The following is a 25691-nucleotide window of genomic DNA, read 5'->3' as shown; positions in this document are numbered from 1 at the left end:
GGGTCAGTCCCCGATCTCGGTCACGCGCGCCACCTCGGCAAAGCTGGTCAGGCCGGCCAACACGCGGGCCAGGCCATCCTGACGCATGCTGCGCATCCCCGCCGCCTGTGCCGCCGCCGCCAGGGCCCCGGTGGGCGCCCGCTCGATCACCAGCCGACGCATGGCCTCATCCAGACGGAACAGCTCAAAGATGCCGGCGCGCCCCTGATAGCCGGTGCCCCCGCAATGGTCGCAGCCCACCGGTCCCATCAGCAGGGGCACGGGGGCGCCCGGGGCCAGCAATCCCACCTCCCTAAGCGCCGCCACACAGGCCGCATCCGCCGGTTCCGGCGCCTTGCAATGTGGGCACAGCACCCGCACCAGCCGCTGGCCCACCACGCCGCGGATGGTGGAGGCCAGCAGGAACGGCTCCACCCCCATTTCCATCAACCTTGTGACGGCACCGGCGGCGGAATTGGTGTGCAGCGTGGTCAGCACCAGATGGCCGGTCAGCGCCGCCTGCACCGCGATATCCGCCGTTTCCGTGTCGCGCGTTTCGCCGACCAGAATGACATCCGGGTTCTGGCGCAGCATGGATCGCAGCACGGCAGCGAAATCCAGCCCGATGGCCGGATGCACCTGCACCTGATTGACCCGCGCCATCTGATATTCGACCGGGTCTTCCACCGTCAGCACCTTGCGCATGTCAGCATCGATCAGGCGCAGGGCGGCATACAGCGTCGTCGTCTTGCCGCTGCCCGTGGGGCCGGTGACCAGCACCAGCCCGTGCGGACTGGCCATCATCCGGCGCAACCTCCCCTCATCCGGCGCGGACAGGCCCAGGGCCGGCAGTTCCAGCCCGCCCACCGACCCGTCCAGCAGGCGGATCACCACGCTTTCCCCATGCACCGTGGGCAGGGTGGACACACGCAGGTCGATGGCGCGGTGGCCTGTGCGGTGGCGCACGCGGCCGTCCTGTGGCAGACGGCGTTCGGCTATGTCCAGCCCGGCCAGGATCTTGATGCGGCTGACCAGGGCACGGGCCAGCGACAAGGGCGGCTGCGGCCGCGCCTGCATCACCCCGTCAATGCGATAGCGCAGGATCAGGGCATCGGCGAAGGGCTCGATATGGATGTCAGACGCGCGGGCCTTCACCGCCTCGTCAATAATATGGGCAACCAGACGCACGACGGGGGCTTCGCTGGCCTGGTCCTTCAACCGGTCCAGCGCCTCCTCCTCCGCGCGCCCATCGCCGGCGGCATCATCGACGATGCGGTCCAGCGCGCTGCGCCCGCCGCCCTGGAACCGGTCAAAGGCCTGTTCCCATTCCGGCGCGGGCAGGAAGGCCAGCCGCACCGGGGCCGCCAGCGCCAATGCTGCCATGGACAGCACCTCGTCCGCCACCGGATCGGCGGCGGCCAGCAGCACCGCGCCCTCGATACGGGTCAGCGGCAACAGCCGATGCTGGCGCAGCCAGGAAGCCGACAGGGGCGGCAGATCTTCCGGCGGTTCCTCCAGATCGTCCAGCCGCAGCAAGGGGGTGCCGATCATCTGGGCCAGCGCCGCGGCACGGTCCAGCGGCGTCACCAGCCCCATTTCCACCAGCACCTGATCGACAGGCCGACCCTCACCCGCCGCCAGACCGCTGGCGCGGCGCAGGTCGGCATCGCCAAGGCCGCGCTTTTGCGCCAATATGTCCAATATCGTCATGGGCCAGGTCCGAATATCCGCCACAATGACGGATCAGACATCCCTATGACTTATTTTCGTAATGGTTTCGCGTCGCAATTCTGACAGTAATATTACAAACTCCAGAATTATTACAGATTAATTACGTACGCAGTTTGGGCTTGTCATTGTTACAGCCCGCACGTCATTTACGCGGCATCCTTCTGCTCCGGATTGATGATGCGCGTGCCGTTCTATCGCCTGCGGGTTCCCGTTGTCGCCCTGACCGCAATCGCCCTGCTGTCCGGCTGCGCCCCATCGCCGGCCCCTGACAAGACGCCGCTGACGCTGACCCATCTGGGCCTGTCGACCGCGGCACGCGGCGACACGCGCCCAACAGAGGCGAAAGCGGCAGCGATAAAGGCGGCCCCTGCCCCCGTCATCGTCAAATCCAGCGGGCCGCGCGTCCCCACCGGGGCCGATGAATTGCCCCTGCCGGCGGGACCGGACCTGCAATTGCGCTTCACCGATGCGCCGCTGGCAGCCGTTGTCGATGCCGTGCTGGGCGACCTGCTGCACCTGCCGCACACGATCGACCCCACACTGACCGGCACGGTCAGCATCGACAGCGGCCGGCCGCTGTCCCCGCGCGAGGCTGTGCGGCTGCTGGAAACCGTGCTGACCGGACAGGGGGCGGCATTGGCGCGGGGCGGTGACGGGGTGCTGGCCGTGGTGCCGGCGGCAGACGCGCTGGGCAATGGCCGGACGCTGGGGCTGGCCAGTCCGGGGGCACCGGGCCGCGCCGTCTCCGTGCTGCCCCTGCGCCATATCGCGCCGGACGTGGCCCAGGCGCTGGTGGCGCCGCTGGTCAAGAACGGCACGGTGGCGGCCGAACCCCGCCTGAACCTGCTGATTGTCACCGGTCCCGCCCCGGAACGGCAGGCGGCGGCCGATCTGCTGCGCGGTTTCGATGTGGACTGGATGGAAGGCCGCTCGGTCGGGCTGTTCCCGCTGACCCAGGCGGGCCCCGGCGCCGTGGTGCGCGAAATCGGCCAGATCCTGGGCGATGAACAGGCGGGCGTGCGGGTGGTGCCGGTGGAACGGCTGAATGCCGTGCTGGTCATCGCCAGCGATGCGGCGCAATTGGACAAGGCCGCAGCCTGGGTGCGCCGTCTGGACGGGGGCGACGCCGACACGCCCCGCCTGCATGTCTTCACCCTGACCCACGCCGATGCCGCCAAGGTGGCAAAGCTGCTGGGCCGCCTGTTCGGCGGCAGCGTCAGCGATGGCAGCAGCGCCGCCCCCGGCCGCCCCGTCACCAGCCTCTCGACACCCTCCGCCTCCGCCAACATGGGCAGCAAGTCCGGAAGCGGCGACATGGCCGACAATGCCGCCCGCCTGTCCAGCCTGACCGCCGATGCCGGCGGGGCGGCACCGCGCGATGAAGCCCCCGCCGCCAGCAACGGCGTGCGCATCGCCGCCGACCCATCCAACAATTCCGTGCTGGTCCATGCCACCCCGCGCCAGGCGGAGATTGTGGGCGAGGCGGTGCGCAAGCTGGACGTGGCCCCGTCACAGGTGCTGATCGAAGCCACCATCGCGGAGGTCACCTTGAATGACGAACTGCGCTATGGCGTGCAGAGTTTCTTCAAGGGCGATGGCGGCGACATCGTGGGTGGCATCACCCGCAACAGCACGTCCGGCAGCCTGCTGCCCATCACCCAGGTGCCGGGCTTCAATCTGGTCCTGTCGCGCAATGGCAGCCCGCGCGCCGTATTGTCGGCCCTGGATCAGGTGACCGATGTGCGCGTCGTCTCCTCCCCCCAGGTGGTGGTGATGGACAGCCAGGTGGCGCAGTTGCAGGTGGGCGACCGCGTGCCCATCCTCAGCCGCACCTCCCAATCGGTGGACAATCCCGACGCGCCCATCGTCAGTTCGGTTGAATATGTGAATACGGGCGTCATCCTGCGCGTCGTGCCGCGCATCAGCCAGAGCGGCATGGTGACGATGGAGGTCTATCAGGAGATTTCCAACGTCTCCACGACGCGCAATTCCGGCGACCTGACGCCCACCATCTCCCAACGCCAGATCACCTCCAACGTCGCCGTGGATAATGGTCAGACCGTGGTGCTGGGCGGCCTGATCTCCGAACAGCAGCAGGCGGGGCATGACGGGCTGCCCGTGCTGTCCGGCCTGCCCGGCATCGGGGCCCTGTTCGGGGAAAAGCGGAACAAGAGCGTGCGCACGGAACTGATCGTCTTCATCACCCCCCGCGTCATCCGCGACGAACGCGAGGCAGAGGCCGTCACCGCCGAAATGGTCGGCCGCCTGAAGGGCATCCAGCCGCTGGGTGCAAGCCGGTAGCCGCCTACCGCCCCACGGCACGGGTGAACATGTCGGCCAGATGCGGGGTGATGCCATCGGCATCCGCCTCCATCAGGCCCAGCACGGTGTTGCATTGCAGGGCGGCGACCATCTGCATCAGGGCCCAGCGCACCCGGCCCAAATCCACGGCCTGGCGCCCGCCATCCAGCGCGCGCAGGGCATCGGCCACACGGTCGGCCATCACCTCCGTCTCCGCGGTAAAACGCTGGCGCACAGCCGCATCCGGGCATTGCAGCACGGCGCGGTACAGGTGCCGGTCCGCCCGGTAATGGTGCAGCAGGAAATCGGCCAAGGCCTGGGCAAAGGCGATCAGCGGCCGGCCCGTCCAGCGATCGGGCGCCAGAAAGGCCCTGATCCCGTCCGCCGCCTCCGCCGCATGCAGTTCGAACAGCACGCCCGTGAACGTGTCCTTGTCCTTGAAGCGGGCATAGATCGAGGGCGGGGAACAGCCGGCCAGGGTTGCCACCTCCTCAATCCGGATGGCGTCCATGTCCTTGTATTGCAACAGCTTGCGCATGGCCGCCACGATGCGGCGCATGGTGGTTTCCGCCCGCGACTGGCGCGGCATGCGCACCCCGTCCAACGTCTCCAGCGGCGCCAGTTCGATCATGCTCATGGCCGGCGCATCCCTTCAGACAGGGCCATCATCAAGGCACCTACCCCTTTGGGGTCGTTGGGCACGATCGGTTCGGAAAGGTAATAATCGTAGGACCCGTCACGATAGGGATCGTTGCCCAGCCCGGCAACGCCGCAGATGCCGCCCAATTCCGTTTCGGTCAGGTAATGATCTATGACTGCCTGCAAGGCCGCCTTGCCGGCCTGCCCGTGTGCGGCCGGCAGCAGGCCCAGCCGGGCCCCGGCCATCAGCGCATAGGCGATCATCAGGCTGGCCGACACCTCTTCGTAATTGCCGGCATCCCCGCCGCGGTCCAGCACCTGCCACCACAGGCCACGCGGACTGCGCACCGCCATCAGGGCGATGGCCGCATCCTGGAACATGGCGATCAGGGCCGCGCGTTCAGGCCCATCGAAGGGTGCCGACAGTTCGATGCAATCGACCATCGCCATCATGAACCAGCCCATGGCCCGGCCCCAGAACTGCGACGAACAGCCCGTCACGGGATCAGCCCAGCGTTCCTGTCCGCTTTCGTCCCAGCCATGGTAGTAAAGCCCCGTGGCTGCGTCGCGCAGATGGTCGCGCACGACCATGAACTGCCGGACCACATCCTCCCACGCCGCGCGATAGCCGATCTCCACGGCATAGGCCGTGACCAGCGGCTGGGCCATGTACAGCCCGTCCAGCCAGACCTGCCAGGGATAGATCTGCTTGTGCCAGTAATTGCCGGATTTCGTCCGCGGATGGGTCTTCAGCTGCATCAGTTGGGTGATGGCCGCCCGCTTGAACCGTTCCTCGCCCGTGCGGTCATGCAGGGGGAAGAAGATCTTCCCGGCCTTCACATTGTCGATATTATATTCGTCGGCGTCGAAACCGCTGATGCTGCCATCCTCACCCACGCGCGGGCTGACCTTGTCATAGACGAAGTCGGAAAATTCCGACCAGCCCGTGGCGTCGGCCAGATCCAGGCAGCCTTTGAAGATGCAGCCATCCTCATAATTCCAACTGGGTTTATAGAAATCCCAGTTCCCCAGATAATGGCGCAGGAACGGTAGGACTTGCGGGCCGAAACGGCGGAAATCGTTCATGAAGGGTCCGTTATGCGCAAGGGGGGGCCTGGCATGGAAAGCGGTGTCAGTGCCGTGAAGCGGGCGGGAGCGCTGCAAACCCAAACTGGTCATGCTCATCGGATCACCCGCCGCAGAATGCCGTTGATCTCGCGTTCCATGGCCTCGCCCGCCTGTTCGGGCGTCAGCATGCCATAGCCGAGTTTCTCCAATATGTCGTTGAAGCCATCGCGCACGCGGGCATGCTCGTAATAACCCGACAGGACGATGCCGCGCGGCAGGCTTTCGATCTGGCGCTGGCCTTCCAGGGCAAGCCCCGTCAATTGCCCGTCGGCTTCCAGGATGCGGCGCGCGGCAGCACTGGCCGGCACCCCGCGCCGGGCGCCCAGGATGCGCACCCCCTGCGGATCGTTCAGCAGGAATTGCAGCAGCAGCGCCGCCTCCCGTGGGTGGGCGGTATTCTTATTGATGGCGTACATCATGGCCGGCTTGTACAGCAGGCCCGGATCGGCGGCACCCGGCAGGATGGGATAGGGGGCCAGCACCATCTTCTGCCCCGGTTCCAGCGCTTCCACATATTTGCCGACCGCACTGGTCCATTGATACAGCCCGGCATAGCGGCCGGAAATCCAGGACCGTGTCTCCTGCAACTGGACATTGCCGAAGCTGGCGCGTTCGCGGGCCGAGGGCACGACATGGTTCTGCACCATCTGCTGGTAAAGCCGGGCCGCCGCCGCCAGCAAATCGCGGTCGGGCAGCAGCCGCTTGCCCTCCTCATCGATGAAGGGGGCCTGCCGCTTCTGCGCCATCCAGCTATAAAGCAGGCCGACCGTATCCTGGAAATTCATATCCAGCGGGTAATAATCCGGGCCCAGCCGGTCACGGAACACCGGCCCTGCCGCCATCAGCGCATCCCAGCTGTCGGGGATGGGCAAACCCGCCTTGCGGAACGTCGTCTCGTTGAACCAGAACAGCCGCGCCGTCATGTTGGGCGGCAGGCCGTTCAGCTTGCCGCGCACCGACGACATGGCGATGGCATCGGGGTCGAACTGGTCCAGGTCGATGATGTCGGCCACCTGATACAGGTTATAGAAACCGTCGCCATCGCGCGAAAACAGCTTCAGCCAGTTCCAGTTGACCATCATCACATCGGGTGCGGTATCGCCCGCGATCTGGGTCGTCAGCCGCTCCAGATGGCCGACCCAGCCCGTATATTCGGCCCGCACCTTGATATGGGGAAAACGCGCCTCAAACGCCTCCAGCGCGCGCAGCTGCGCCTTGTGGACATCATTGCCGCCCCACCAGGACATGCGCAGATGCACCACTTCCTGCGCGGCGGCCAGCGGGGCGATGAACAGGGCCAGAAGCAGGATCAGCAGCCGCATGCCCTACCCCTTCACCGCGCCAGACGTAATGCCTTCCACGAAATAGCGCTGGGCCAGGAAGAAAACGATCAGCGACGGCAGCAGGGCGATGGTCGACATGGCCAGCACCTGGTTCCAGGCCGTCGCCTCCGTCACGTCGATGGCCATCTTCAGGGCCAGCGCCACCGGGTATTTGCCAACAGATGACAGATAAATAAGGGGATAGAGGAAGTCGTTCAGGCTCCACATGAACTGGAACAGGGCGACGGAAATGATGGCCGGCATGATGACGGGTACGACCACATGCCACAGCACCTGCACCGAATTGCAGCCATCGATGACCGCCGCCTCCTCCATATCCGGCGGAATGCCGCGCAGGAACTGCACCACCATGAAGACGAAGAACCCGTCTGTGGCAAAGGCGCAGGGCACATAGAGCGGCAGATAGGTGTCCAGCCAGCCGAACTGCCGGAACATCAGATATTGCGGGATCAGCAGCACGCTTTTCGGCAGCAGGATGGTCGCCACCATCAGGCCGAACCACAGCCCCTTGCCCGGCATCCTGAACCGCGCGAAGCCATAGGCCACCAGGACGGAGGAAATGACGGTCAGCACCACCTTGGGAATGATGAAGGCGAAACTGTTCAGCAGGTAGGTGGCAAAGCTGTATTCCGTGCCCGTGCGCCAGCCCTGGATGACGCCGTCCAGCGTCGGCGATTGCGGCCACAGGCCGATGGACCCGAAAATCTCATGATTGGGCTTGAAGCTGGCCGCCACCATCCAGAACAGCGGATAAAGCATGACCAGCCCGACGCCGATCAGCACGCCATAGCGGACGGAAGCGTTCAGGCGCATGATCCAGGCGGCGTCGCGGCGGGGCCGCAGGGTCTGGGCGACGGGCAACAGGGTCATTCCTGCTCCTCCCGCTCATTGCCGTAGAAGACCCAGTAGCGGGACGACGCGAAGGCGATGATGGTGAAGACAGCGATGATGATGAACAGGGCCCAGGACAGGGCGCTGGCATAGCCGACATTGAAATATTTGAACGCTTCTTCATAGATCATCAGCGGCAGCAGATAGGTGGACTTCAACGGTCCGCCGCCCGTGATGATGTAAGGCCCGTTGAATTCCTGAAACGCCTGCACGATCTGCATGATGAAATTGAAGAAGATGACGGGCGTCAGCAGCGGCAGGGTGATGGTGAAGAAGATGCGGCCCTTGCCGGCCCCGTCGATGGTCGCCGCCTCGTAAAGGTCGGTGGGGATGTTCTGCAAGCCGGCCAGGAACACCACCATGGCCGACCCGAATTGCCACAGGCGCAGCAGCACGATGGTGAACAGGGCATAGCCCGGATCGCCCAGCCAGTTGACGGGGTCCAGCCCCATGGCCCCCATGGCCTGATTGATCAGCCCGTCGCCGGCGAAGACATAGCGCCACAGCACGGCGATGGCGACCGACCCGCCCAGGATGGAGGGCACATAATAGGCCGTGCGAAAAAAGCCGATGCCCCGCAGCTTGAAATTCAGCACAAAGGCGATGAACAGCGCGAAGGCCAGCTTCAGCGGCACCGTGATGAACACGTAAAGGAAGGTCACGCCCAGCGCATTGTGGAACGTGTCGTCGCCGGCCATCTGCACATAATTGTCCAGCCCGATGAAACGCGCATGCGCCACCGGATCCTGCAACTGATGGTCCGAAAAGGACAAAAGGAAGGAGGACAGGAAGGGGAACAGGGTGAAGGTTGCCAGGCCCACCAGGAAGGGCGCGATATAAAGGTAACCGGACAGGCGGTTTTCATACATGCTGGCCGCCCCCTACGCCGCCACGGCGGCGACGCGGGCACTGGGCGCCCCCACCGCGCGCCCCTCGGCGTCGAACAGATGTGCATGCGGCAGGCGCAGGCCGACGCGCAGGCCCGCCCCGATGCGCAGCGGCACATCGCCGCCCATCTTCACCACCAGCACCCCATCCGACAGGCTGGGCATGCGCAGATGGGCCAAGGTCTCGCTGCCCAGCCGTTCGACCAGATCGATGACGGCATCAAATTCCGCCACCTGATCATCCTTGGGATCGACGGGCGGTTCGCCCACGCGGAAATGCTCTGGCCGGATCCCGACCGTCACCTTGGCGCCCGCGGCAATGGCGGCATTGCGGCGCGGCAGGCGCAGCGACCCGCCATTCAGCCGCACGGTCACGCTTTCCGCATCCGCCGCTTCCACGATGCCGCCCATGAAATTCATCTGCGGCGACCCGATGAAGCCAGCGACAAACAGGTTGGCGGGGTGGCGGTACAGCTCGATGGGGGCGCCCACCTGTTCGATGCGCCCGGCATTCAGCACCACGATCTTGCTGGCCAGCGTCATTGCTTCCACCTGATCATGGGTCACATAGATCATGGTGGCGCCCAGCTTGGCATGCAGGCGCGCGATCTCCACCCGCATCTGCCCGCGCAGCGCCGCATCCAGGTTGGACAGGGGCTCGTCGAACAGGAACACTTCCGGTTCGCGCACGATGCAGCGGCCGATGGCCACCCGCTGGCGCTGCCCGCCCGACAGGGCGCGGGGCTTGCGGTCCAGAAGATGGGTCAGTTGCAGGATCTCCGCCGCCTGCGCCACCTTGGCCTTGATGGTCGCCTTGGGCAGCCCGGCGATCTTCAGGCCGAAGCCCATATTCTCCGCCACGCTCATATGCGGGTACAGCGCGTAGGACTGGAACACCATGGCGATGCCGCGTTTGGCGGGATGGGCCAGGGTGACGTCGCGGTCGCCGATCATGATCGTGCCACCCGTCGGCAGCTCCAGACCCGACACCAGCCGCAGCAGGGTCGATTTCCCGCATCCCGAAGGGCCGACGAACACCGTCAACTCCCCCGGCGCGATGTCCAGATCGACGCCCTTGATCACGTCGGTGGCACCAAAACTCTTCACGATGCCGCGAAGTTGCACCCGTCCCTTGGTCACGGTTTCCCTCCCCTTGCGTCGTTCATTGCGGCGCCATGCGGGTGCCAGCGGTCTTGATCGCCACCTGACCCCTTGATTTTATCTGGTAACCGGTGTCAATTGCAATGGCGCAGACGAGGGACAGCCCGGAATTCGTCGGGACATCCTTTGCCGACCGCCATTTCCCAAGGATGACGCCAAGATGAGTTGCGTGCAACCACCAGCTCCCACCCTGGACGACCTGCCGCCGGCCTACCGGGTCGATCCGGCCGATGATGTGGCTGTGGCCGTCCGCGCGCTGGACAAGGGCAGCCGCATCGATCTGGCCGGACAAATTGTGGAACTGCGCGATGACATCCCGCGCGGCCATAAATTCGCCCTGCATTCGCTGCGCGCGGGTGAGCCCGTGCACAAATATGGCTGGCCCATCGGCGTCGCCACCGTCGACATCGTCACCGGCCAGCATGTCCATTCGCACAATCTGGCAACGGGTCTTTCCGGCACTTTAAGTTACCGCTACCAGCCAGCACCGGCCAACGCCGCCTGGCTGGACCAGCCGCGCGACGGCGGCAGCTTCCTGGGCTATCGCCGCGCCGACGGGCGCGTCGGCACGCGCAACGAAATCTGGATACTGTGTACGGTCGGCTGCGTCGGCCGCACGGCCGAACGCATCGCCACCCTGGCCTCCCAACGTTTTGCCGGTCAGGTGGACGGGGTGGTGGCCTTCCCGCATCCGTTCGGCTGTTCGCAGCTGGGCGACGATCTGGCCCATACCAAATCCATCATCGCCGGCCTGGCCCAGCACCCCAATGCCGGCGGCGTGCTGCTGCTGGGGCTGGGCTGCGAATCCAACCAGTTGGACAAGCTGCTGCGCGACGCGCCGGGCATCGACCGCTCGCGCCTGCGCGCCTTCACGGCGCAGAGCAGCAGCGACGAAGTGGAGGATGGCGTCAATGCCGTGGGCGAGCTGGTGGCGATTGCGGCCGGCGATGAACGCGTCCCCTGCCCGGCATCCGATCTGGTGATCGGGCTGAAATGCGGCGGGTCAGACGGGTTCAGCGGCCTGACCGCCAACCCGCTGGTCGGCCGCATGGCCGACCGGGTGACGGCGGCGGGCGGCAGTGCGGTGCTGACCGAAATCCCGGAAATTTTCGGGGCGGAGGAACTGTTGATGCGCCGCGCCGTTGACGATGGGGTGTTCAACGGTGTCGTGGGCGTGGTCAACGGCTTCAAGCGCTATTTCCTGGACCATGACCAGCCGGTCTATGAGAACCCCTCGCCCGGCAATATTGCCGGCGGCATCACGACGCTGGAGGAAAAGTCGCTGGGTGCCGTGCAGAAGGGCGGGCGCGCGCCGCTGTCAGACGTTATCGCCTATGGCAACCAGCTGCGCGGAAAGGGCCTGACCCTGCTGGAGGCGCCAGGCAATGATGGCGTCTCCTCCACGGCACTGACCGCTGCGGGGGCGACATTGATCCTGTTCACGACCGGACGGGGTACGCCGCTGGGCTTCCCGGCCCCGACCCTGAAGATCGCGTCCAACAGCACGCTGGCCCGGCAAAAGCCGAACTGGATCGACTTCGACGCCGGCTTGGCGCTGAGCGATGCGGGAGCAGACGGGGCCGCCGATGCGCTCTGGTCGTTGATCCTGGACACAGCCTCGGGCCAGCAGACGCGCTCCGAAAAGAACGGCCAGCGCGAAATTGCCATCTGGAAGAACGGAGTGACCCTGTAATGCCGTCTTTGTCCGCCGCCACCCTGGCGCAGTTGCCCGCCGCGGTCACTCAGCCCGCCTATGATCGCGATGCGGCCGGCATCGGCGTCGTGCATTTCGGCCCCGGCGCCTTCTTCCGTGCCCATCAGGCTTTTTATTTCGACGAGGCACTGGCGCAGGGCGGCGATTGGGCCATCTGTGCCGCGGCCCTGCGCAGCACGGATGTGCGCGACGCCCTGCGCCCGCAGGACAATCTCTATATCCTGGCGGAATTGGAGCGGGAGACGCGCTATCGCGTCATCGGCGCCATCAAGGAGACGCTGGCGGGCCCTGCCGACCGCGCCGCCCTGCTGGACCGGCTGGCCAACCCCGCCACCCGCATCGTCACCATGACCGTGACGGAAAAGGGCTATTGCCTGAAGGGCGATGGCAGCCTGGATTTCGTCCATCCTGACATCGCCCATGATGTCGCCAGCCCGCGCGCCCCGGTCAGCCTGATCGGCCATCTGGTGGAAGGGTTGCGCCGCCGCCACGCCGCCGGCACGGCGCCCTTCACGGTCATTTCCTGCGACAATCTGGTGGATAACGGCCACAAGCTGGGCCGGGCCGTGGCCGATCTGGCGGAAAGGCAGGACGCGGCCCTGGCCGCCTGGATCCGGGACAAGGTGGCCTTCCCCCGCACCATGGTGGACAGCATCACGCCCGCCACCGATGACGCGCTGCGCGTGCGGGTGGCGGCCGATACCGGCCTGTCGGATGCCTGGCCCATTCAGCGTGAGCGCTTCACCCAATGGGTGATCGAGGACAGGTTCTGCAACGACCATCCCGACTGGGCACGCATCGGCGTCACCCTGACCAAGGATGTCAGTGCGTATGACCGGGCCAAGCTGCGTCTGCTGAACGGCCCCCATTCGACGCTGGCCTATCTGGGCAGTCTGGCGGGGTATGAGACGGTGGCCGATGCCATGGGCGATGCCGATCTGGCCGCGTTCGTCCGCCGCCTGATGCTGGACGATATCCGCCCGACCCTGAATCCGGACGCCGGCATCGATTACCCGGCCTATATCGACGCCATCCTGGCCCGCTTCGCTAATCCCGGCATCCGCCATCTGCTGGCCCAGATTGCCTGGGACGGGTCGGCCAAGCTGCCCTTCCGCCTGTTCGGTACCATTGCCGAACGGCTGGAGGTCGGCGCGCCCGTGGACAGGCTGGCCCTACCGGTGGCCGCCTGGATGCGCTTTGTCCGGACCAAGGCCGCCGATGGTTCCATCCTGACCGATCCGCTGGCAGAGTCGCTACTGACCATTGGTCGCACCTGCACGGGCAACGCCCACGGGGATGTCGCCTGCTTCTTCGCACTGACCCAGGTCTTCCCGCCTGCGCTGACCGGCAGTGCCTGCTTCCGTGCCGCCCTGGAACGGGCCTATGGCCTGCTGGATGGCGGGGTCAAGGCGGCGTTGCAGGGGATATGAACCCCACCAGCAACGAAAGGGCCGGCGGAGACACCCCCGCCGGCCTTTTCCTGTTCCGTCACCTGTGATCGACGATCAATCGTCGCGGTGGGTGCGTTCCATCCGCTCATGCCGTTCCTGGGCTTCCAGGCTCATCGTCGCGATGGGGCGGGCTTCCAGGCGGCGGACGCCGATCGGGTCGCCCGTCTCCTCGCAATAGCCGTATTCGCCATCATGGATGCGCTGCAACGCGGCGTCGATCTTGGAGATCAGCTTGCGCTCCCGGTCGCGGGTGCGCAGTTCCAGCGCCCGGTCCGTCTCCAGCGTCGCACGGTCGGCGATATCCGGTTCCTGCAACCCGCCATCTTCATGCAGGCTGTTCAGCGTTTCGGAAGATTCGCGCAACAGCTCGGCGCGCCATTGCAGCAGCCGGTGCCGGAAATAGGCCCGCATCAGCGGGTTCATATATTCCTCGTCTTCCGACGGGCGGTAATCGGGGGGAAGCAGAGGCAACGTATTCGACGACATCTGTCTGGTCCGATCCTGGGCCTGGAAACGGCGCGGAGTATATGGATAGAGGCGTCAGCCCGCAACAGTCGCGCAACGTCGGCCGCAAACTTCTAATGTGCTGAAACGGAACAATTTCCGGGAAAACTCACGCCTGCGGCGTCAGCTTCGCGATCTCCACCTGCGCACGCAGGTCGATCTCATCCAGGATTTGCTGGAGATGCGGATCGTCCTCCGCCATGTCGCGGCGATTCTGGACGATCCGGACCAGCTCATGCAGCTTTTCAACGGGAAAGCTGCCATTCAGCAGGCCAAGACGCAGTTCATCCAGGCGATCCAGAATATCCTCGCCGCGCGCCTGCGCCCGGCGCTTCTTGCCGGACAGGGCATCGTCCACCTCCTGCAAGGCGAACAGGGGATTGATCCCCGCGGCTGTTTGCGGGCCCGATGACCGGGAAACGCCATCATCCTCATCCCCCGCCTGGATATGGCGCAGAAATTCCCCGCCACCACCGCTGCGTGTGGCCTTCTTGACCTGACCGGGACGGGATGAAGCGGGACCCTCGATCTTCATGGCGCGGACAATAACTTTCCCTGGCGATGGGCCGGCGATGCCGACCCCACATATGGGGTGCCATCGCGGACTTAACTATAGGTATCATCGGGCGGCGGTCGATACCTAGGGCATTTTTTGCCCCGCCCGCCGACCTAGCCATTTGCGTTGCGCGCCCGTGCTTGACCCGCCCGCCGCAAAGGCGCGGAATATCAGGGTTGGCACATTTCTGGCATATACCGGACCGACAACAGGGGACAAAAGTTCCCGAACCGTGACACGCGTGACAGAATCGGATCGACCATCATGGTGACGCTGCCCAAGACCGCCAAATCCCGCATCGGCCAGTTGGTCGCGGCCATCCTGACCGCGCTGACGCTGATGGCACCGGACATGGCCCATGCGCAGAGCCGAATCAAGGATATCGCCGATGTCGAGGGCGTGCGCGACAATATGCTGATCGGCTATGGCCTGGTTGTCGGCCTGAACGGCACGGGCGACACGATCAACAATTCGCCCTTCACCGAACAGAGCCTGATCGGCATGTTGGAACGGCTGGGCGTGAATGTCCGTGGCGACACGATCCGCACCAAGAATGTGGCCGCCGTGATGGTCACCGCCACCCTGCCGCCCTTCACCTCCCAGGGATCGCGCATCGATATCAGCGTCGCCGCCATGGCCGACGCCAAGAACCTTCAGGGCGGCACCTTGCTGGTGACCCCCTTGCTGGGTGCCGATGGCGAGGTCTATGCCGTGGCCCAGGGTGCGGTCGCCATTTCCGGCTTCAGCGCGCAGGGGGCCGGCGCCTCCATCACCCGTGGCGTACCGACCAGCGGCCGCATTGCCGGCGGCGCCATTGTCGAACGTGAAATCGACTTCGCCTTGTCCGACCTGCCCTATCTGCGTCTGGCGCTGCGCAATCCGGATTTCACCACGGCCGTGCGTGTGGCCAATGCCATCAATCAGTTCATCGGCCCCCAGACGGCGAAGGCGACGGACCCGACCAGCGTGCTGATCGACGTGCCGCCGCAGCGCAAGGCCGATCTTGTCGCCTTCCTGGGCGAGGTGGAGCAGCTGCGCGTCCAGCCCGACCAGGTGGCACGCGTCGTCGTGGACGAGGCGTCGGGCGTCATCGTCATGGGCGAGAATGTGCGCATCAGCACGGTCGCCATCGCCCAGGGCAACCTGACCATTAAGATCACCGAAACGCCACAGGTGTCGCAGCCCGCCCCTTTCAGCCAGGGTGGCCAGACCACGGTCGTGCCGCGCACCGACATCCAGGTGGATGACGGGTCGGGCAAGAAACTGGCGGTCATGCCGTCCGGCGTCTCGCTTCAGGAACTGGTCAACAACCTGAATGCGCTGGGGGTGGGGCCGCGTGATATGATCTCCATCCTTCAATCCATCAAGGCGGCCGGCGCGCTCCAGGCCGAGATCGAGGTGATGTGATGTCCGACAGCATGAAGCTTTCCCCCCCTGGCATCGACACCCAGGCGCTGGCCCAGAGCGGCGCCATGAACCGGAGCACCACCGGCGGCAAGGCCGACCCCAAGGATGTCGACAAGGCAGCGAAGGAGTTCGAGGCCGTCTTCATCTCCCAGATGCTGAGCCACATGTGGGAAGGCGTGAAGGCCGACGAGACCTTTGGCGGCGGCGAGGCGGAGAACACCTGGCGCGGCATGATGGTCGAACAATATGGCAAGCAGATCGCCAATGCCGGTGGCATCGGCATGGCCGACGAACTGAAGGCCGAAATGCTCCGCATGCAGGAGCAAGGATCCAACAAGAAGAAAGGAATGCCATGACAGCAGACACACGCGTGGGCGCGTTGATCGACGCCATGGTGCGGCTGACGGAACTTTTCCGGGGCGAGAACCAGGCGATCCGATCCCGCGACATCCGCGCACTGACCCTCGTCGCGGAAAAAAAGCCGCTGATGGTCCGCACCTATGAGGATTGCGTCCGCTCCTTCCGGGCGGAAACCGACAGCCTCAGGGACATGCCTGACGACAGCAAGCAGAAGCTGAAGGCCGCTTCCGACGCCTTTGTCGAAGCCACTTTGGAACATGCGCGCCTGGTCAGGGCCGCCACCCAGGTGACGCAGTCCACCATCAATACCCTGGTCAATGCCGTCAACAAGGCGCGGGCCGACCGCGGGGCCTATACGCGGCGCGGCGGCATGGTCATGCCGGCGGCCTACACCCGCAAGGGCGCGCCAGCGATGGCGTATAACCGCTCTTTCTAAGGATTGAACGCTTCGGCGGGTGATCGCTGAAGCGTGGGGCCGCCCCCTTTCCGGGGGCTCTTCTCCTGACAACCCGTTCCAATCGCCCGGCAGCCGCCATGGTTGCCGCATCGCCCCTCTTTTGTCTGCGATGCTTCCGTCTCCTGCCCGGCAAGCCTTGCCCAGCCGGGGCGGCAGCTTCTTCCCCCGGTAACGGCAGTGCCGGCCCCCCGGCCGCCGGAACCGGCAGTATCCCTGAATATGTATGTTGGCACGATAGGTGCACGGCCCCATCGACCCCAGCGCAGGAACCCCGCCATGGACATTTCGACCTTGCTCACCTCGCAATCCGCCCCCGCGCAGGGGGCCCTGTCCATCGGCGGCGGCCAGTTGGGAGGCTCCCGCGTCAACGGCGCAGAGGGAGAGGATGCGGTCGACCGCTTCAACCAGCTTCTCTCCAACTTCCTGACGGTCACGGGGGAAGACGGGCTGGTACTGGACGGTGAGGCCGGGGTCGACGGCGCGGGGCTGACCGGGCTGACCCTGACGGGAACGGCCGCGGGCAGCAACGGCACCGGCGTCACCATCGCTGTGCCACAGGGCCTGCGCGGTCTGGCCCTGGCGGCGGGCAACGGCAAGGCCGGGGCCACCGACGGGCGCTGGACGCAGGCGGGCCTCAATCTGCTGGCGACCGGCGGCCTGCAGGGGCAGGAACTGAATGAAGAGGTGGTGGCCTTCCTGAACGACCTGTCGGCCGCACTTGGCAACAAGGACGGGTTGGCATCGGCCGACATGCAGGCAGCATTGGCCGCCCCCGCGGAGGAGGATGCGCAGGGTGGCATTGCCGATGCCCTGTCGCTGATGCAGGGAGAGGGCGCCGTGCCGGCGCTGACGCCGGCCGTCAGCCCGACCAACACCGTTACCATCAGCGTGATTCCGCAATTGCAGGCCAATGCCGCCCCTTCGGCGCTGGGCGTTCCGATGCTGGCCGATGGCACGGGTGCAGCACTGGACAGCGTACCGCAAGGCGATGCCCTGCCCGCGATCCCCATCACCGCCGCAAAGGTCATTCCCAAGCTGGACAAGTTCGTGGACGCGCCGGCCATGGCCGCCGTGAACACGGGCATCGTCGGGCCGCAGGTCGCCGGGGCGGCTGAAGCCCCCGTGACCGGCAACGATCCGCTTCTCCCGGCAACGGAACCGGTCGTCCCCCCTGTCGCGACCGCGGCAACCGCTGCCACGGCTGGCACCACGATCGGAACCACCACCACCGGACCGGCCCCGTCCAGTCAGGCGCAGGCCATGGCCGCGCCGCCCGTCGACACCCCGCAGCCGCCGGGCGCCATCGCCTTGCCGCAGGGTATGCAGGCACCAACCGAGCCGGTGAAGGCGGCCGTGCCGAAGCTGGCGGACATGCCGACCGGCACCCCGGTCCAGCAGAACAGCGCAGCAGATGGACAGGCCGCCAGACAGGCGGCAGACGGACAGGCCGAGGCGTCGGTCATTGACCTGGCCTCCCCCGCCGGCCAGAAACCTCCGTCCATCAAGGCTGGGTCTGCCCCCCCTGAACCCGCCCCGGCCCTGACGGCATCGACGGCGCCCGCATCCGCACCGACACCGGCGACGGCGGCAACGGCCGCCCCTGCCGCCGGGGTGGTGTTGCCGATGACGGCCAAGCCCACGCTCGAGAAGGCAGCCTCCCCGGCGCCAGCGGTGACGAAGACAGCGGCCATGGCGGCGGCCGCCCCTTCCACTGAACCCACCCCCTCCACGGGCGATCAGGTTGAGCCGGCCGTGATTGTCACGGCGGATGATGCCACCGCACAGGCCGCGGTCGCAGCCAAGACGACGGTCACGACCGCGCATGCCAGCACCGGCCGCGCGGAGAAATCCGCCGCCAAGGTCGCGAGCGCCACCATCTCGGCGCCGGCCACCACAACAGAGGCCAGTGCGACAGCCGACCCTGAGCTGGCAGCGAACCCGTCGACGGACGAGCAGACCGAGGCCAAGGGCTCCGAACGTAAGGCTGCGGCCGCCCCCAAGGCAGCCGTCGCCGCCAAGGACCAGCCGGCTGACGACAGCGTCGCGGCCAGCGATGTGCCTGTCGCCGAACCCTCCACCAACACCGACAAGGTCGAGGATGAAAGCGTCACCAACCGGCGCATGCTGGCACCCAAGCATGTGAAGGAAGGGGAAGACGGGCAGGCCCGGACCGAACTGGCCGGGGCGGCACAAACTGCCGGGCAGAATACGACCGGCACCCGGCCCGATCCGACCCCGGTCGCTGCCCTAACGGCAGCGGCGCGCGGCGACAGCCTGTTGACCCGCGCTGTGTCGGCCAGCACCAAGGTGGAAGGCAGCGGCAGCTCCACCGATGCCGCCGCGCTGACCGGCACCGACAGCACCGGCGCCGAACAGGCCGCCCTGGCCATGGCAACGGCCGATGGCAGCAAGCCGGGCGCCACGGATTTCGCCCAATCCCTGCGCCAGGCCACCTCACCCCACCGTCCCACGGCCTACACGCCGCCAGCCATGCAGGTGGCGGTGCAGGTGCAGCAGGCGGCGGAGGACGGCAATGACCGCGTCTCCATCCAGCTCACGCCCCATGACCTGGGCAAGATCGAGGTCCAGCTTGAATTCGGGGCCGGCGGCAAACTGCGGGCCAAGGTGATGGCGGAAAATCCGCAGACCCTGGAAATGCTGCAAAAGGATGCCAAGGGCCTGGAGAAGGCGCTGCAAGATGCCGGTCTGAACACCGATGCCAACAGCCTGTCCTTCTCCTTGCAGCAGGATAACGGCGACCAGGCGCAGCAGCGCCAGCAGGGGCAGGACGGCAGCAACTATGGCACGGCCCTTGCTTCTGAAGACGCAGAGGAAGAGGACCCGGCAATAATCGCCCAGGCCCAGATCATGGAGCTTGGACGCGTGGATGTCAGGGTCTGATGCCAGCCCATTCCGGGAAGGACCAAAGCCATGTCCGTTTCAAGCGCCGCCAACGCCCTTAGTACCGCCAAGAGCACCACTACGACCGGCACCAGTACGACCAGCAACTCGTTCAGCGCCCTGTCCAGCAATTACGAGACGTTCCTGACGCTGCTGACCACGCAGCTGAAGAACCAGGATCCGACGCAGCCCACGGATACGGGCGAGTTCACCAAGCAGCTCGTCCAATATTCTCAGGTCGAACAGCAGATCCAGACCAACAGCAAGCTGGACGCCATCCAGACGCAGCTGAAGAACGGTCAGATCGACCAGGCGCTGGGCTATCTGGGCAAGACGGTGGAGGTGCAGTCCAACGGGCTGGCCCTGCAGAACGGTGAGGTCAAGATGACCATCAGCACCGACACGGCCGCCGCCAGTTCCTCTTTGCAGATCAGTGACGGCAAGACCGGCAAACTGGTCCGGACCATCGCCCTGACCAAGAGTGCAGGCAGCCAGGAAGTGGTCTGGGATGGCAAGGATAACAGTGGCAATCAACTTGCCGACGGGACCTTCAAGGCGGAAGTCAAGGCCAGCGACGCCAATGGCAAGGCCATTACCGGCACCATCATGTCCTTCGGCAAGGTCACGGGCGTCGATATGACGGCTGGTGAGCCCTATCTGGCCTTGGGCGACATGTACATCACCACAACGAATGTTCTGTCGATCAAGGAATAACACGACTGTAAGCGGGGATGCTTTCCTTCATAATTTCCGCGTCGCCTTCACGGTTTCTTAAGGGCGGGTCGCCTATCGATGACCAATCTTCAGTGATTGGAGGCGAGTACCACCATGAAACCCCTCAACATGGCCGCGACCAGCCGTTTGCGCGCGGAGTCGGGCGGCGACGTGGCAACCCTCACCGCCGGGAGCGGCCGTCTCACGCTGGACGATCTGCCCCCGCCGGATACGCGCCGCTGGGTGATGCGGCGCAAGGCCGAGGTGGTGGCCGGCGTCCGCGCGGGCCTGCTGACCGTCGCAGAGGCGTGCGGCCGCTATGGCCTGTCGGAGGAGGAATTCAATTCCTGGCAGGCGACGATCGACAAGCACGGCGTCCAGGCCCTGCGGGTGACGCGTCTGCAGGATTACCGCCGCCGCGAGGATTGACGATTTATATCATCGGTCAAATTCATGACCGACGATATGGCGGCGCCCGGCGCCTGAGACATGGACACACCAAGGGGCATGGAACATGACCCTTGAAGGCCGGCGACTGCCGGCCCGGCGCCTATGCGCCGTAAGCCAAGCCGCCGGATGGCGGCGCCCGGCGACTGAGGGAACATGGACATATCTCAGCGCAGATTGTCGGCGACGCTGTGCAGCCCCTGGGCGCGCAGCAGTTCCTGACGTTGCCGCAAACGGCGCCGCTCGATCGACTGGTGTGTCCGTTCGCCGCCCAGGATCGTGCCATCGTCGCCCGTCATGCAGGCGGTCAGCTGATCCAGCAGTTCCGGCTCCCTTTCAGGGGCCCTGTGGTCCAGCGGCCGGTCGCTGTTGATCTCCCGCAGCAGACGGTCGGCCAGAATGCCCTGGCATTGCGGCAATTGCCCCTGCGGGATCATCGTCGCGATGATCTTCAGTGTGGGATTGGCGACCTGGTCCGCAGCTCCCTTCCTGCACAGCACCACACCGCTCATCTGCATCAGGGCCGAACCCAGATTGGTGTGGGGGGCAAACAGTTCCTGCACCACTTCCGCGAACATCAGGCTGTCGGCCAGCATGCCATCCACCTGCCGGACCAGCCCCGTTTCCACATTGTCCTGCGCCAGCCGGGTCAGGCTGTCGACCTTGGACAGAAGTGAGCGGTGTTCGAACAGCCAGATGGTGACAATCGATGCCAGGATATAGTCATGGTGATCGAGACCGGCCTTGTCGATGATGGCGCTGCTGAGCTTGCCCAGCTCCTGTCCCTTGAAATCCGGATATCCACTACGCTCCGCGGCAAAGGCGCGGGCCTTGTGCTGGGCCTGCGTGACCAGACCATCCAGCAGCTGCATCCGTTCCTTCACGGGCACGCCGATCGCGGCCGCCTGCGCCGACGCCACCCGATGCAGGGCGGCGTTCACCAGCCCCTGGGCATCCTGCAGCTTGCGGAGATGGCTGAAACTGTGCAGCAGCTCCGTGGCGGAGATATTGGCACGCTGAAGATAATCGCGCATGACCTGACCGACGGTCCGCCGGCCATCGGCCGTGTACAGATCATCGACGGTCTTGCACAGGGCCAGTTCGCCCACCGGTGTCGAAACGGTGATGGGCTTTTCCTTGGGCGGGGTGGCCGTCGCCTCATAGACGACGGTTTCTGCCGTGGTCGCACTGGAGAGGATGCGGTGGCGCACAACCTTCACCGCCGTCGTCTTCGACGTGATCAGAAGATTGCGCGCCTCATCGATCGCTTCCTGTTCGTGATCACACAGAACATGAAGCTGCCACCGGTCATCCTTTTTCAAGAAGACTTCGAAGGTCTTCTTCTTGTTCCAGAAGCTCACCCCAAAGAGCATGTCCGGTCCCCATTACCCCATTAGGCATAGTCTAATGGATAAGGCCGTCCCGGCAAATGCCCGATTTCGCCGGCCACACGGTTAACGGGGTAACAGGATCAGTCGAACGGATTGGTGCTGCCTTTGCGCAACAGCATGCGGATGGGAACGCCGGGAAGATCGAAGCTCTCGCGCATGCCGTTGACCAGATAACGCGCGTAATGGTCCGGCAGATCCACCGGCTTGCTGACGAACAGCGCGAAGGTCGGCGGCCGGCTCTTCACCTGGGTCATGTAGCGGATCTTCAGCCGGCGGCCATCGACCAGCGGCGGCGGATGGCTTTCCGTCATGTCCGCCAGCCAGCGGTTCAGCTGCGATGTCGGGATGCGGCGGTTCCAGATGCCGTAGGTATTGACCACCGTGTCCAGCAGCTCATCCAGCCGCTGCCCCTTCAGGGCGGAGATGGTGACAGTGGGAATGCCCTTCACCTGCGGCAGGGAGGTCTGCAACCGGTCGGTCAATCGCCGCAGGGCGGCATTCTTGTCCTGGACGGCGTCCCACTTGTTGAGCGCGATGACCAGGGCGCGGCCTTCCTCCACCACCAGCCGGGCAATGGTCAGGTCCTGCTTGTCCAGGATGCCGTCGGCATCCAGCACCAGCACCACGACATGGGCCATGCGGATGACGCGCAGCGTATCCTGGTTGGCCAGCTTCTCCAGCTTGCCTTCCACCCGGGCCCGCTTGCGCAGACCGGCCGTGTCGACCAGGCGGATGGGACGGCCCTTCCATTCCCATTCCACGGCGATGGCGTCGCGGGTCATGCCGGCCTCGGGGCCGGTCAGCACACGCTCTTCCTCCACCAAGGCGTTCAGCAGGGTGGATTTGCCGACATTGGGACGACCGACAATGGCCAATTGCAGGGCCTTGGGATCCTCCGCATCGCCGGGCTCGCCTTCAACTTCCCGGCGGACGGCGGCCTCGGCCTCGGCTTCGTCGAACGCCTCTTCCGCCTCCGGCTCCTCGTCCTTGGGCATGAAGGGTTCCAGCGCCTCGACCAGATCGGCCATGCCTTCGCCATGTTCGGCCGACAGCGGCACCGGCTCGCCCAGCCCCAGTTCGAACGCCTCGATCAGGCCGGGCCGCCCCGCAACCCCTTCGCACTTGTTGGCGACCAGGATGGTGGGCTTGCCGGCCTTGCGCAGCCAGGCGGCGAAATGCTTGTCCATGGCGGTGACGCCCGCGCGGGCGTCGATCAGGAACAGGGCCACGTCGGCGCGCTCGATGGCGCGTTCAGTCTGGCGCCGCATGCGCGATTCCAGACTGTCATCGAACACGTCCTCCAGACCGGCCGTGTCGACCACGGTGAATTCCAGGCCGCCCACGCGCCCGTCCGCGGCGCGCCAATCGCGCGTCACGCCGGGCGTGTCGTCAACCAGCGCAATCTTCTTGCCGACCAGCCGGTTGAAGAGGGTGGACTTGCCGACATTCGGGCGCCCGATGATGGCGACCGTCAGCCGGTGTGTGGCCTTAATCACTCTGATACTCCGTTACCGATAGGCGACCAGGTCGCCTTCTTCCGTCAAAATATAAAGGGTTTCGCCCGCGACGACCGGCGCCTGCAGCGTCGGGCCGGGCAGTTCGGTCTTCTTGATGGTCTTACCATCGGCGGCCGACATTTCCAGCATCTCGCCCAGATTGTTGGTCAGGATCAGGCGGCCGCCGGCAACCAGGGGACCCGTCCACAGGACCGGGTCTTCCTTGTCCTCCGGATCTTCCCATTGCTGCAACGGGGCGATCCAGCGGATGCGCCCGTCCTTGCGGGTCAGCGCCACGACCTGGGCGTCGTTGGTGGTGATGAAGATCCAGTCGCCGACCACGGCTGGCGTCGTGATCCCGCCGACATCCTGTTCCCAGATGCGCTGGCCGGAGCGGATGTCCACGGCCACCGTGCGGCCGGAATGGCTGACGGCATAGGCGACACCATCGGCGATGATGGGCAGGCCGCGAATGTCCGACAGGCCCGTCAGGTTCTCACCGCGGCGCAGGGCACCCAGGCTGTCCTGCCAGGACTGGCGCCCGTTCTCGACGCGCAGCGCGAACAGCTCGCCCGACGAATAGGGGACGATGACCGTGCCCCCTTCCACCGCCGCAGCAGATCCGCCCAGCAGCGCCGCCGACTCCAGGAAGCCGGTGTGGTACCATTGCAGGGTCCCGTTCTCGGCCGACAGCGCGATCAGCTGATTATCGACGGCCGAGACATAGACGCGACCGTCCAGTACCGTGGGGGCCGACCGAATCGGGCCGGCGATACGCCGCCGCCAGACCAGCTCGCCATTATCGGTGTTCAGCGCCACGGCCTCGCCGAAGCCGTTGGTGGCATAGACGCGGCCATCATGCACGGACACACCGCCGCCGAAGGCCTCGCCCTCCTGCTTCTCGCGCAGGATGTTGCGGGTCCAGATCGCCTTGCCGGACTTGGCATCCAGGGCATGCAGATCGTAATCGGTGTCCAGCACATAGACGCGGCCGCCGGCCACGACCGGACCCGCCAGCAGGCGCCGGCTGCTGTCCGATCCGCTGATCGAAATGCTCCAGGCCTTGGTCAGCGACCGGCCCAGGGCCACATGCCCCGGATAATGGGCGGGATTGCCGCCCGCCTGCGCCCATTCGGCATTGGCGACGGCATCGGGCAGCGTCACCTCGGTGGCGCTGACCTGCGGATCGACCTCCAGCTGCTGCTGAAGCTGCAGCACGGAGATGCGGTTGCCGCCCAGCTTGGGCGTATCATCATCGCTGTTGAACCAGTCGGTGATGCCGCAGCCCGAGAGCATCAGGCAGGCCAGCAGTGGGGCCGCGACCTTTGCTGCCAACGGATAGCGGCGACGGGACGGGGCGGCGGAACGGGTGGTGATGACCATTTTCTTCCTGGTTCCCGGACTTTATTTCGTCGCCGCGTAAAGGGCGGCCAATTCATTGGCGCGGGCGCGCAGCGCCTGCGGGGCGCCGGCATCCTCGGATGCTTCCTTGAACAGCCGGCCGGCCTCCGCCTTGTCGCCGGCCCGCACGGCCAGCAGGCCGGCGGTTTCCGACGCGGATGCCCGCCAGGCATTGCCCGTCTTCAGCAGCGGCTCCAGCCGGGTCCGCAGCGCCTTGACGTCGCCCGTATCCACCTGCTGCTGCACCGACAGAAGGGTTGCCAGATCCCGCAGGCTCTGGTCCGCGTCGGCACTGCCGGCCACCTGATCATAAAGCGCGATCGCCTGATCGGTCTCGCCATTGCGGGCGCGCAGGCCGGCCTCGTAAAGCCGGGCCAGAACGGCATGTCCGCCGCCCAGTTTGCCTGCGGCCTGGGACAGCGCCTCGGCGGCACCCTTGGTATCGGGCTGGGCGCCTTCGGCTTCCGGACGCAGCTTGGCCAGCGCCTCGCTCAGCACGGCGGTACGCTCCTCCATCCGGGTGGTGCGCCAATGCTTCCAGCCGACATTGCCGGCCGTGGCGGCGACGACCAGGACCGCGGCACCGACCACGATCCCGCCATACCGCTTCCAGAACTTCACGAACTGGTCGCGGCGGAGGTCCTCGTCAACTTCACGAAAGATATCGGACATACATCACCCTCGGCCGGTCGCCGATCCGCATGAATAAAGGGGGGCGATAGCAGACACCCCGCCGATGGTCAAGGCGGCTGCCCCCGCAAGCCCACCCCTTGCACGCCCTGGGGGCACAGAACAAGCGGTGGGATCAGACATCAACATACGATGCTTTCTG

22 protein-coding genes are annotated in these 25691 nt (G+C 65.7%); 9 read left to right on the top strand and 13 right to left on the bottom strand.

Annotated features, from left to right (window positions below):
* Positions 1-3 precede the first annotated feature (3 nt).
* On the bottom strand, positions 4-1689 hold the full coding sequence (locus ACODTW_RS01670; RefSeq protein WP_488944132.1) for a GspE/PulE family protein: 1686 nt from the start codon (positions 1687-1689) through the stop codon (positions 4-6).
* A 204-nt stretch (positions 1690-1893) separates the two neighbouring features.
* On the opposite strand from ACODTW_RS01670, the gene gspD reads away from it, so the two are divergent.
* The gene (gene gspD, locus ACODTW_RS01665; RefSeq protein WP_488944131.1) at positions 1894-4011 is read left to right on the top strand and encodes a type II secretion system secretin GspD; all 2118 of its coding nucleotides are present in this window, start codon (positions 1894-1896) and stop codon (positions 4009-4011) included.
* A 4-nt stretch (positions 4012-4015) separates the two neighbouring features.
* Here the strand turns inward: gspD and ACODTW_RS01660 are convergent, their stop codons facing one another.
* From ACODTW_RS01660 to ACODTW_RS01635, 6 genes are all read right to left on the bottom strand, one after another.
* Positions 4016-4648 carry a TetR/AcrR family transcriptional regulator gene (locus ACODTW_RS01660; protein WP_488944130.1) on the bottom strand — a complete coding sequence of 211 codons (633 nt, stop codon included), beginning with the start codon at positions 4646-4648 and terminating at the stop codon, positions 4016-4018.
* Entirely contained in the window at positions 4645-5736 is a 1092-nt protein-coding gene (locus ACODTW_RS01655; protein WP_488944129.1) for a glycoside hydrolase family 88/105 protein, read from the bottom strand. The genes ACODTW_RS01660 and ACODTW_RS01655 overlap by 4 nt, the downstream gene beginning before the upstream one ends.
* A 95-nt stretch (positions 5737-5831) precedes the next feature.
* Entirely contained in the window at positions 5832-7100 is a 1269-nt protein-coding gene (locus tag ACODTW_RS01650) for an ABC transporter substrate-binding protein (RefSeq protein ID WP_488944128.1), read from the bottom strand.
* Between the two features lie 3 nt (positions 7101-7103).
* The gene (locus tag ACODTW_RS01645; protein ID WP_488944127.1) at positions 7104-7991 is read right to left on the bottom strand and encodes a carbohydrate ABC transporter permease; all 888 of its coding nucleotides are present in this window, start codon (positions 7989-7991) and stop codon (positions 7104-7106) included.
* Positions 7988-8881: a carbohydrate ABC transporter permease gene (locus ACODTW_RS01640; protein ID WP_488944126.1), complete on the bottom strand. Its 894-nt coding sequence runs from the start codon at positions 8879-8881 to the stop codon at positions 7988-7990. Before ACODTW_RS01640 ends, ACODTW_RS01645 begins: the two co-directional genes overlap by 4 nt.
* A 12-nt stretch (positions 8882-8893) precedes the next feature.
* The gene (locus ACODTW_RS01635) at positions 8894-10039 is read right to left on the bottom strand and encodes an ABC transporter ATP-binding protein (protein WP_488944125.1); all 1146 of its coding nucleotides are present in this window, start codon (positions 10037-10039) and stop codon (positions 8894-8896) included.
* 181 nt (positions 10040-10220) lie between these two features.
* On the opposite strand from ACODTW_RS01635, the gene ACODTW_RS01630 reads away from it, so the two are divergent.
* Complete coding sequence (locus ACODTW_RS01630) at positions 10221-11753, top strand: UxaA family hydrolase (protein ID WP_488944124.1); 1533 nt, start codon at positions 10221-10223, stop codon at positions 11751-11753.
* Positions 11753-13204 carry a mannitol dehydrogenase family protein gene (locus ACODTW_RS01625; protein WP_488944123.1) on the top strand — a complete coding sequence of 484 codons (1452 nt, stop codon included), beginning with the start codon at positions 11753-11755 and terminating at the stop codon, positions 13202-13204. Before ACODTW_RS01630 ends, ACODTW_RS01625 begins: the two co-directional genes overlap by 1 nt.
* A gap of 75 nt (positions 13205-13279) precedes the next feature.
* Here ACODTW_RS01625 and dksA read toward each other — a convergent pair whose 3' ends face one another.
* Both dksA and ACODTW_RS01615 read right to left on the bottom strand, forming a co-directional pair.
* Entirely contained in the window at positions 13280-13711 is a 432-nt protein-coding gene (gene dksA, locus ACODTW_RS01620; protein WP_488944122.1) for an RNA polymerase-binding protein DksA, read from the bottom strand.
* Between the two features lie 127 nt (positions 13712-13838).
* Positions 13839-14264, bottom strand: coding sequence for a flagellar assembly protein FliX (locus tag ACODTW_RS01615; RefSeq protein ID WP_488944121.1), 426 nt, complete (start codon positions 14262-14264; stop codon positions 13839-13841).
* 285 nt (positions 14265-14549) lie between these two features.
* Between ACODTW_RS01615 and ACODTW_RS01610 the strand changes: the two genes are divergently transcribed.
* From ACODTW_RS01610 to sciP, 6 genes are all read left to right on the top strand, one after another.
* Complete coding sequence (locus ACODTW_RS01610; RefSeq protein WP_488944120.1) at positions 14550-15692, top strand: flagellar basal body P-ring protein FlgI; 1143 nt, start codon at positions 14550-14552, stop codon at positions 15690-15692.
* Positions 15692-16048 carry a rod-binding protein gene (locus tag ACODTW_RS01605; RefSeq protein WP_488944119.1) on the top strand — a complete coding sequence of 119 codons (357 nt, stop codon included), beginning with the start codon at positions 15692-15694 and terminating at the stop codon, positions 16046-16048. Before ACODTW_RS01610 ends, ACODTW_RS01605 begins: the two co-directional genes overlap by 1 nt.
* A complete protein-coding gene (locus tag ACODTW_RS01600; protein ID WP_488944118.1) occupies positions 16045-16488 on the top strand; it encodes a hypothetical protein in 444 nt (147 codons plus the stop codon). Before ACODTW_RS01605 ends, ACODTW_RS01600 begins: the two co-directional genes overlap by 4 nt.
* Positions 16489-16785: 297 nt before the next feature.
* The gene (locus ACODTW_RS01595) at positions 16786-19410 is read left to right on the top strand and encodes a flagellar hook-length control protein FliK (RefSeq protein ID WP_488944117.1); all 2625 of its coding nucleotides are present in this window, start codon (positions 16786-16788) and stop codon (positions 19408-19410) included.
* 30 nt (positions 19411-19440) lie between these two features.
* Entirely contained in the window at positions 19441-20124 is a 684-nt protein-coding gene (locus ACODTW_RS01590) for a flagellar hook assembly protein FlgD (RefSeq protein WP_488944116.1), read from the top strand.
* Between the two features lie 114 nt (positions 20125-20238).
* A complete protein-coding gene (gene sciP, locus ACODTW_RS01585) occupies positions 20239-20553 on the top strand; it encodes a CtrA inhibitor SciP (RefSeq protein ID WP_488944115.1) in 315 nt (104 codons plus the stop codon).
* Positions 20554-20738: 185 nt separating this feature from the next.
* Here sciP and ACODTW_RS01580 read toward each other — a convergent pair whose 3' ends face one another.
* The 4 genes from ACODTW_RS01580 to ACODTW_RS01565 all read right to left on the bottom strand — a co-directional run bounded on the left by ACODTW_RS01580 (position 20739) and on the right by ACODTW_RS01565 (position 25531).
* Positions 20739-21944, bottom strand: a complete 1206-nt coding sequence (locus ACODTW_RS01580; RefSeq protein WP_488944114.1) for a hypothetical protein — start codon at positions 21942-21944, stop codon at positions 20739-20741.
* A gap of 98 nt (positions 21945-22042) precedes the next feature.
* Positions 22043-23458: a ribosome biogenesis GTPase Der gene (gene der / locus ACODTW_RS01575; protein WP_488944113.1), complete on the bottom strand. Its 1416-nt coding sequence runs from the start codon at positions 23456-23458 to the stop codon at positions 22043-22045.
* A gap of 12 nt (positions 23459-23470) precedes the next feature.
* Positions 23471-24841, bottom strand: coding sequence for a PQQ-like beta-propeller repeat protein (locus ACODTW_RS01570; RefSeq protein ID WP_488944112.1), 1371 nt, complete (start codon positions 24839-24841; stop codon positions 23471-23473).
* 21 nt (positions 24842-24862) lie between these two features.
* Complete coding sequence (locus ACODTW_RS01565) at positions 24863-25531, bottom strand: tetratricopeptide repeat protein (protein WP_488944111.1); 669 nt, start codon at positions 25529-25531, stop codon at positions 24863-24865.
* Positions 25532-25691: the final 160 nt, after the last annotated feature.

It is taken from the genome of Niveispirillum sp. FG148 (genome assembly GCF_057809655.1).
Note: the sequence above shows the minus strand (reverse complement) of the source record. Positions and strands in the feature narration are given on the sequence as shown.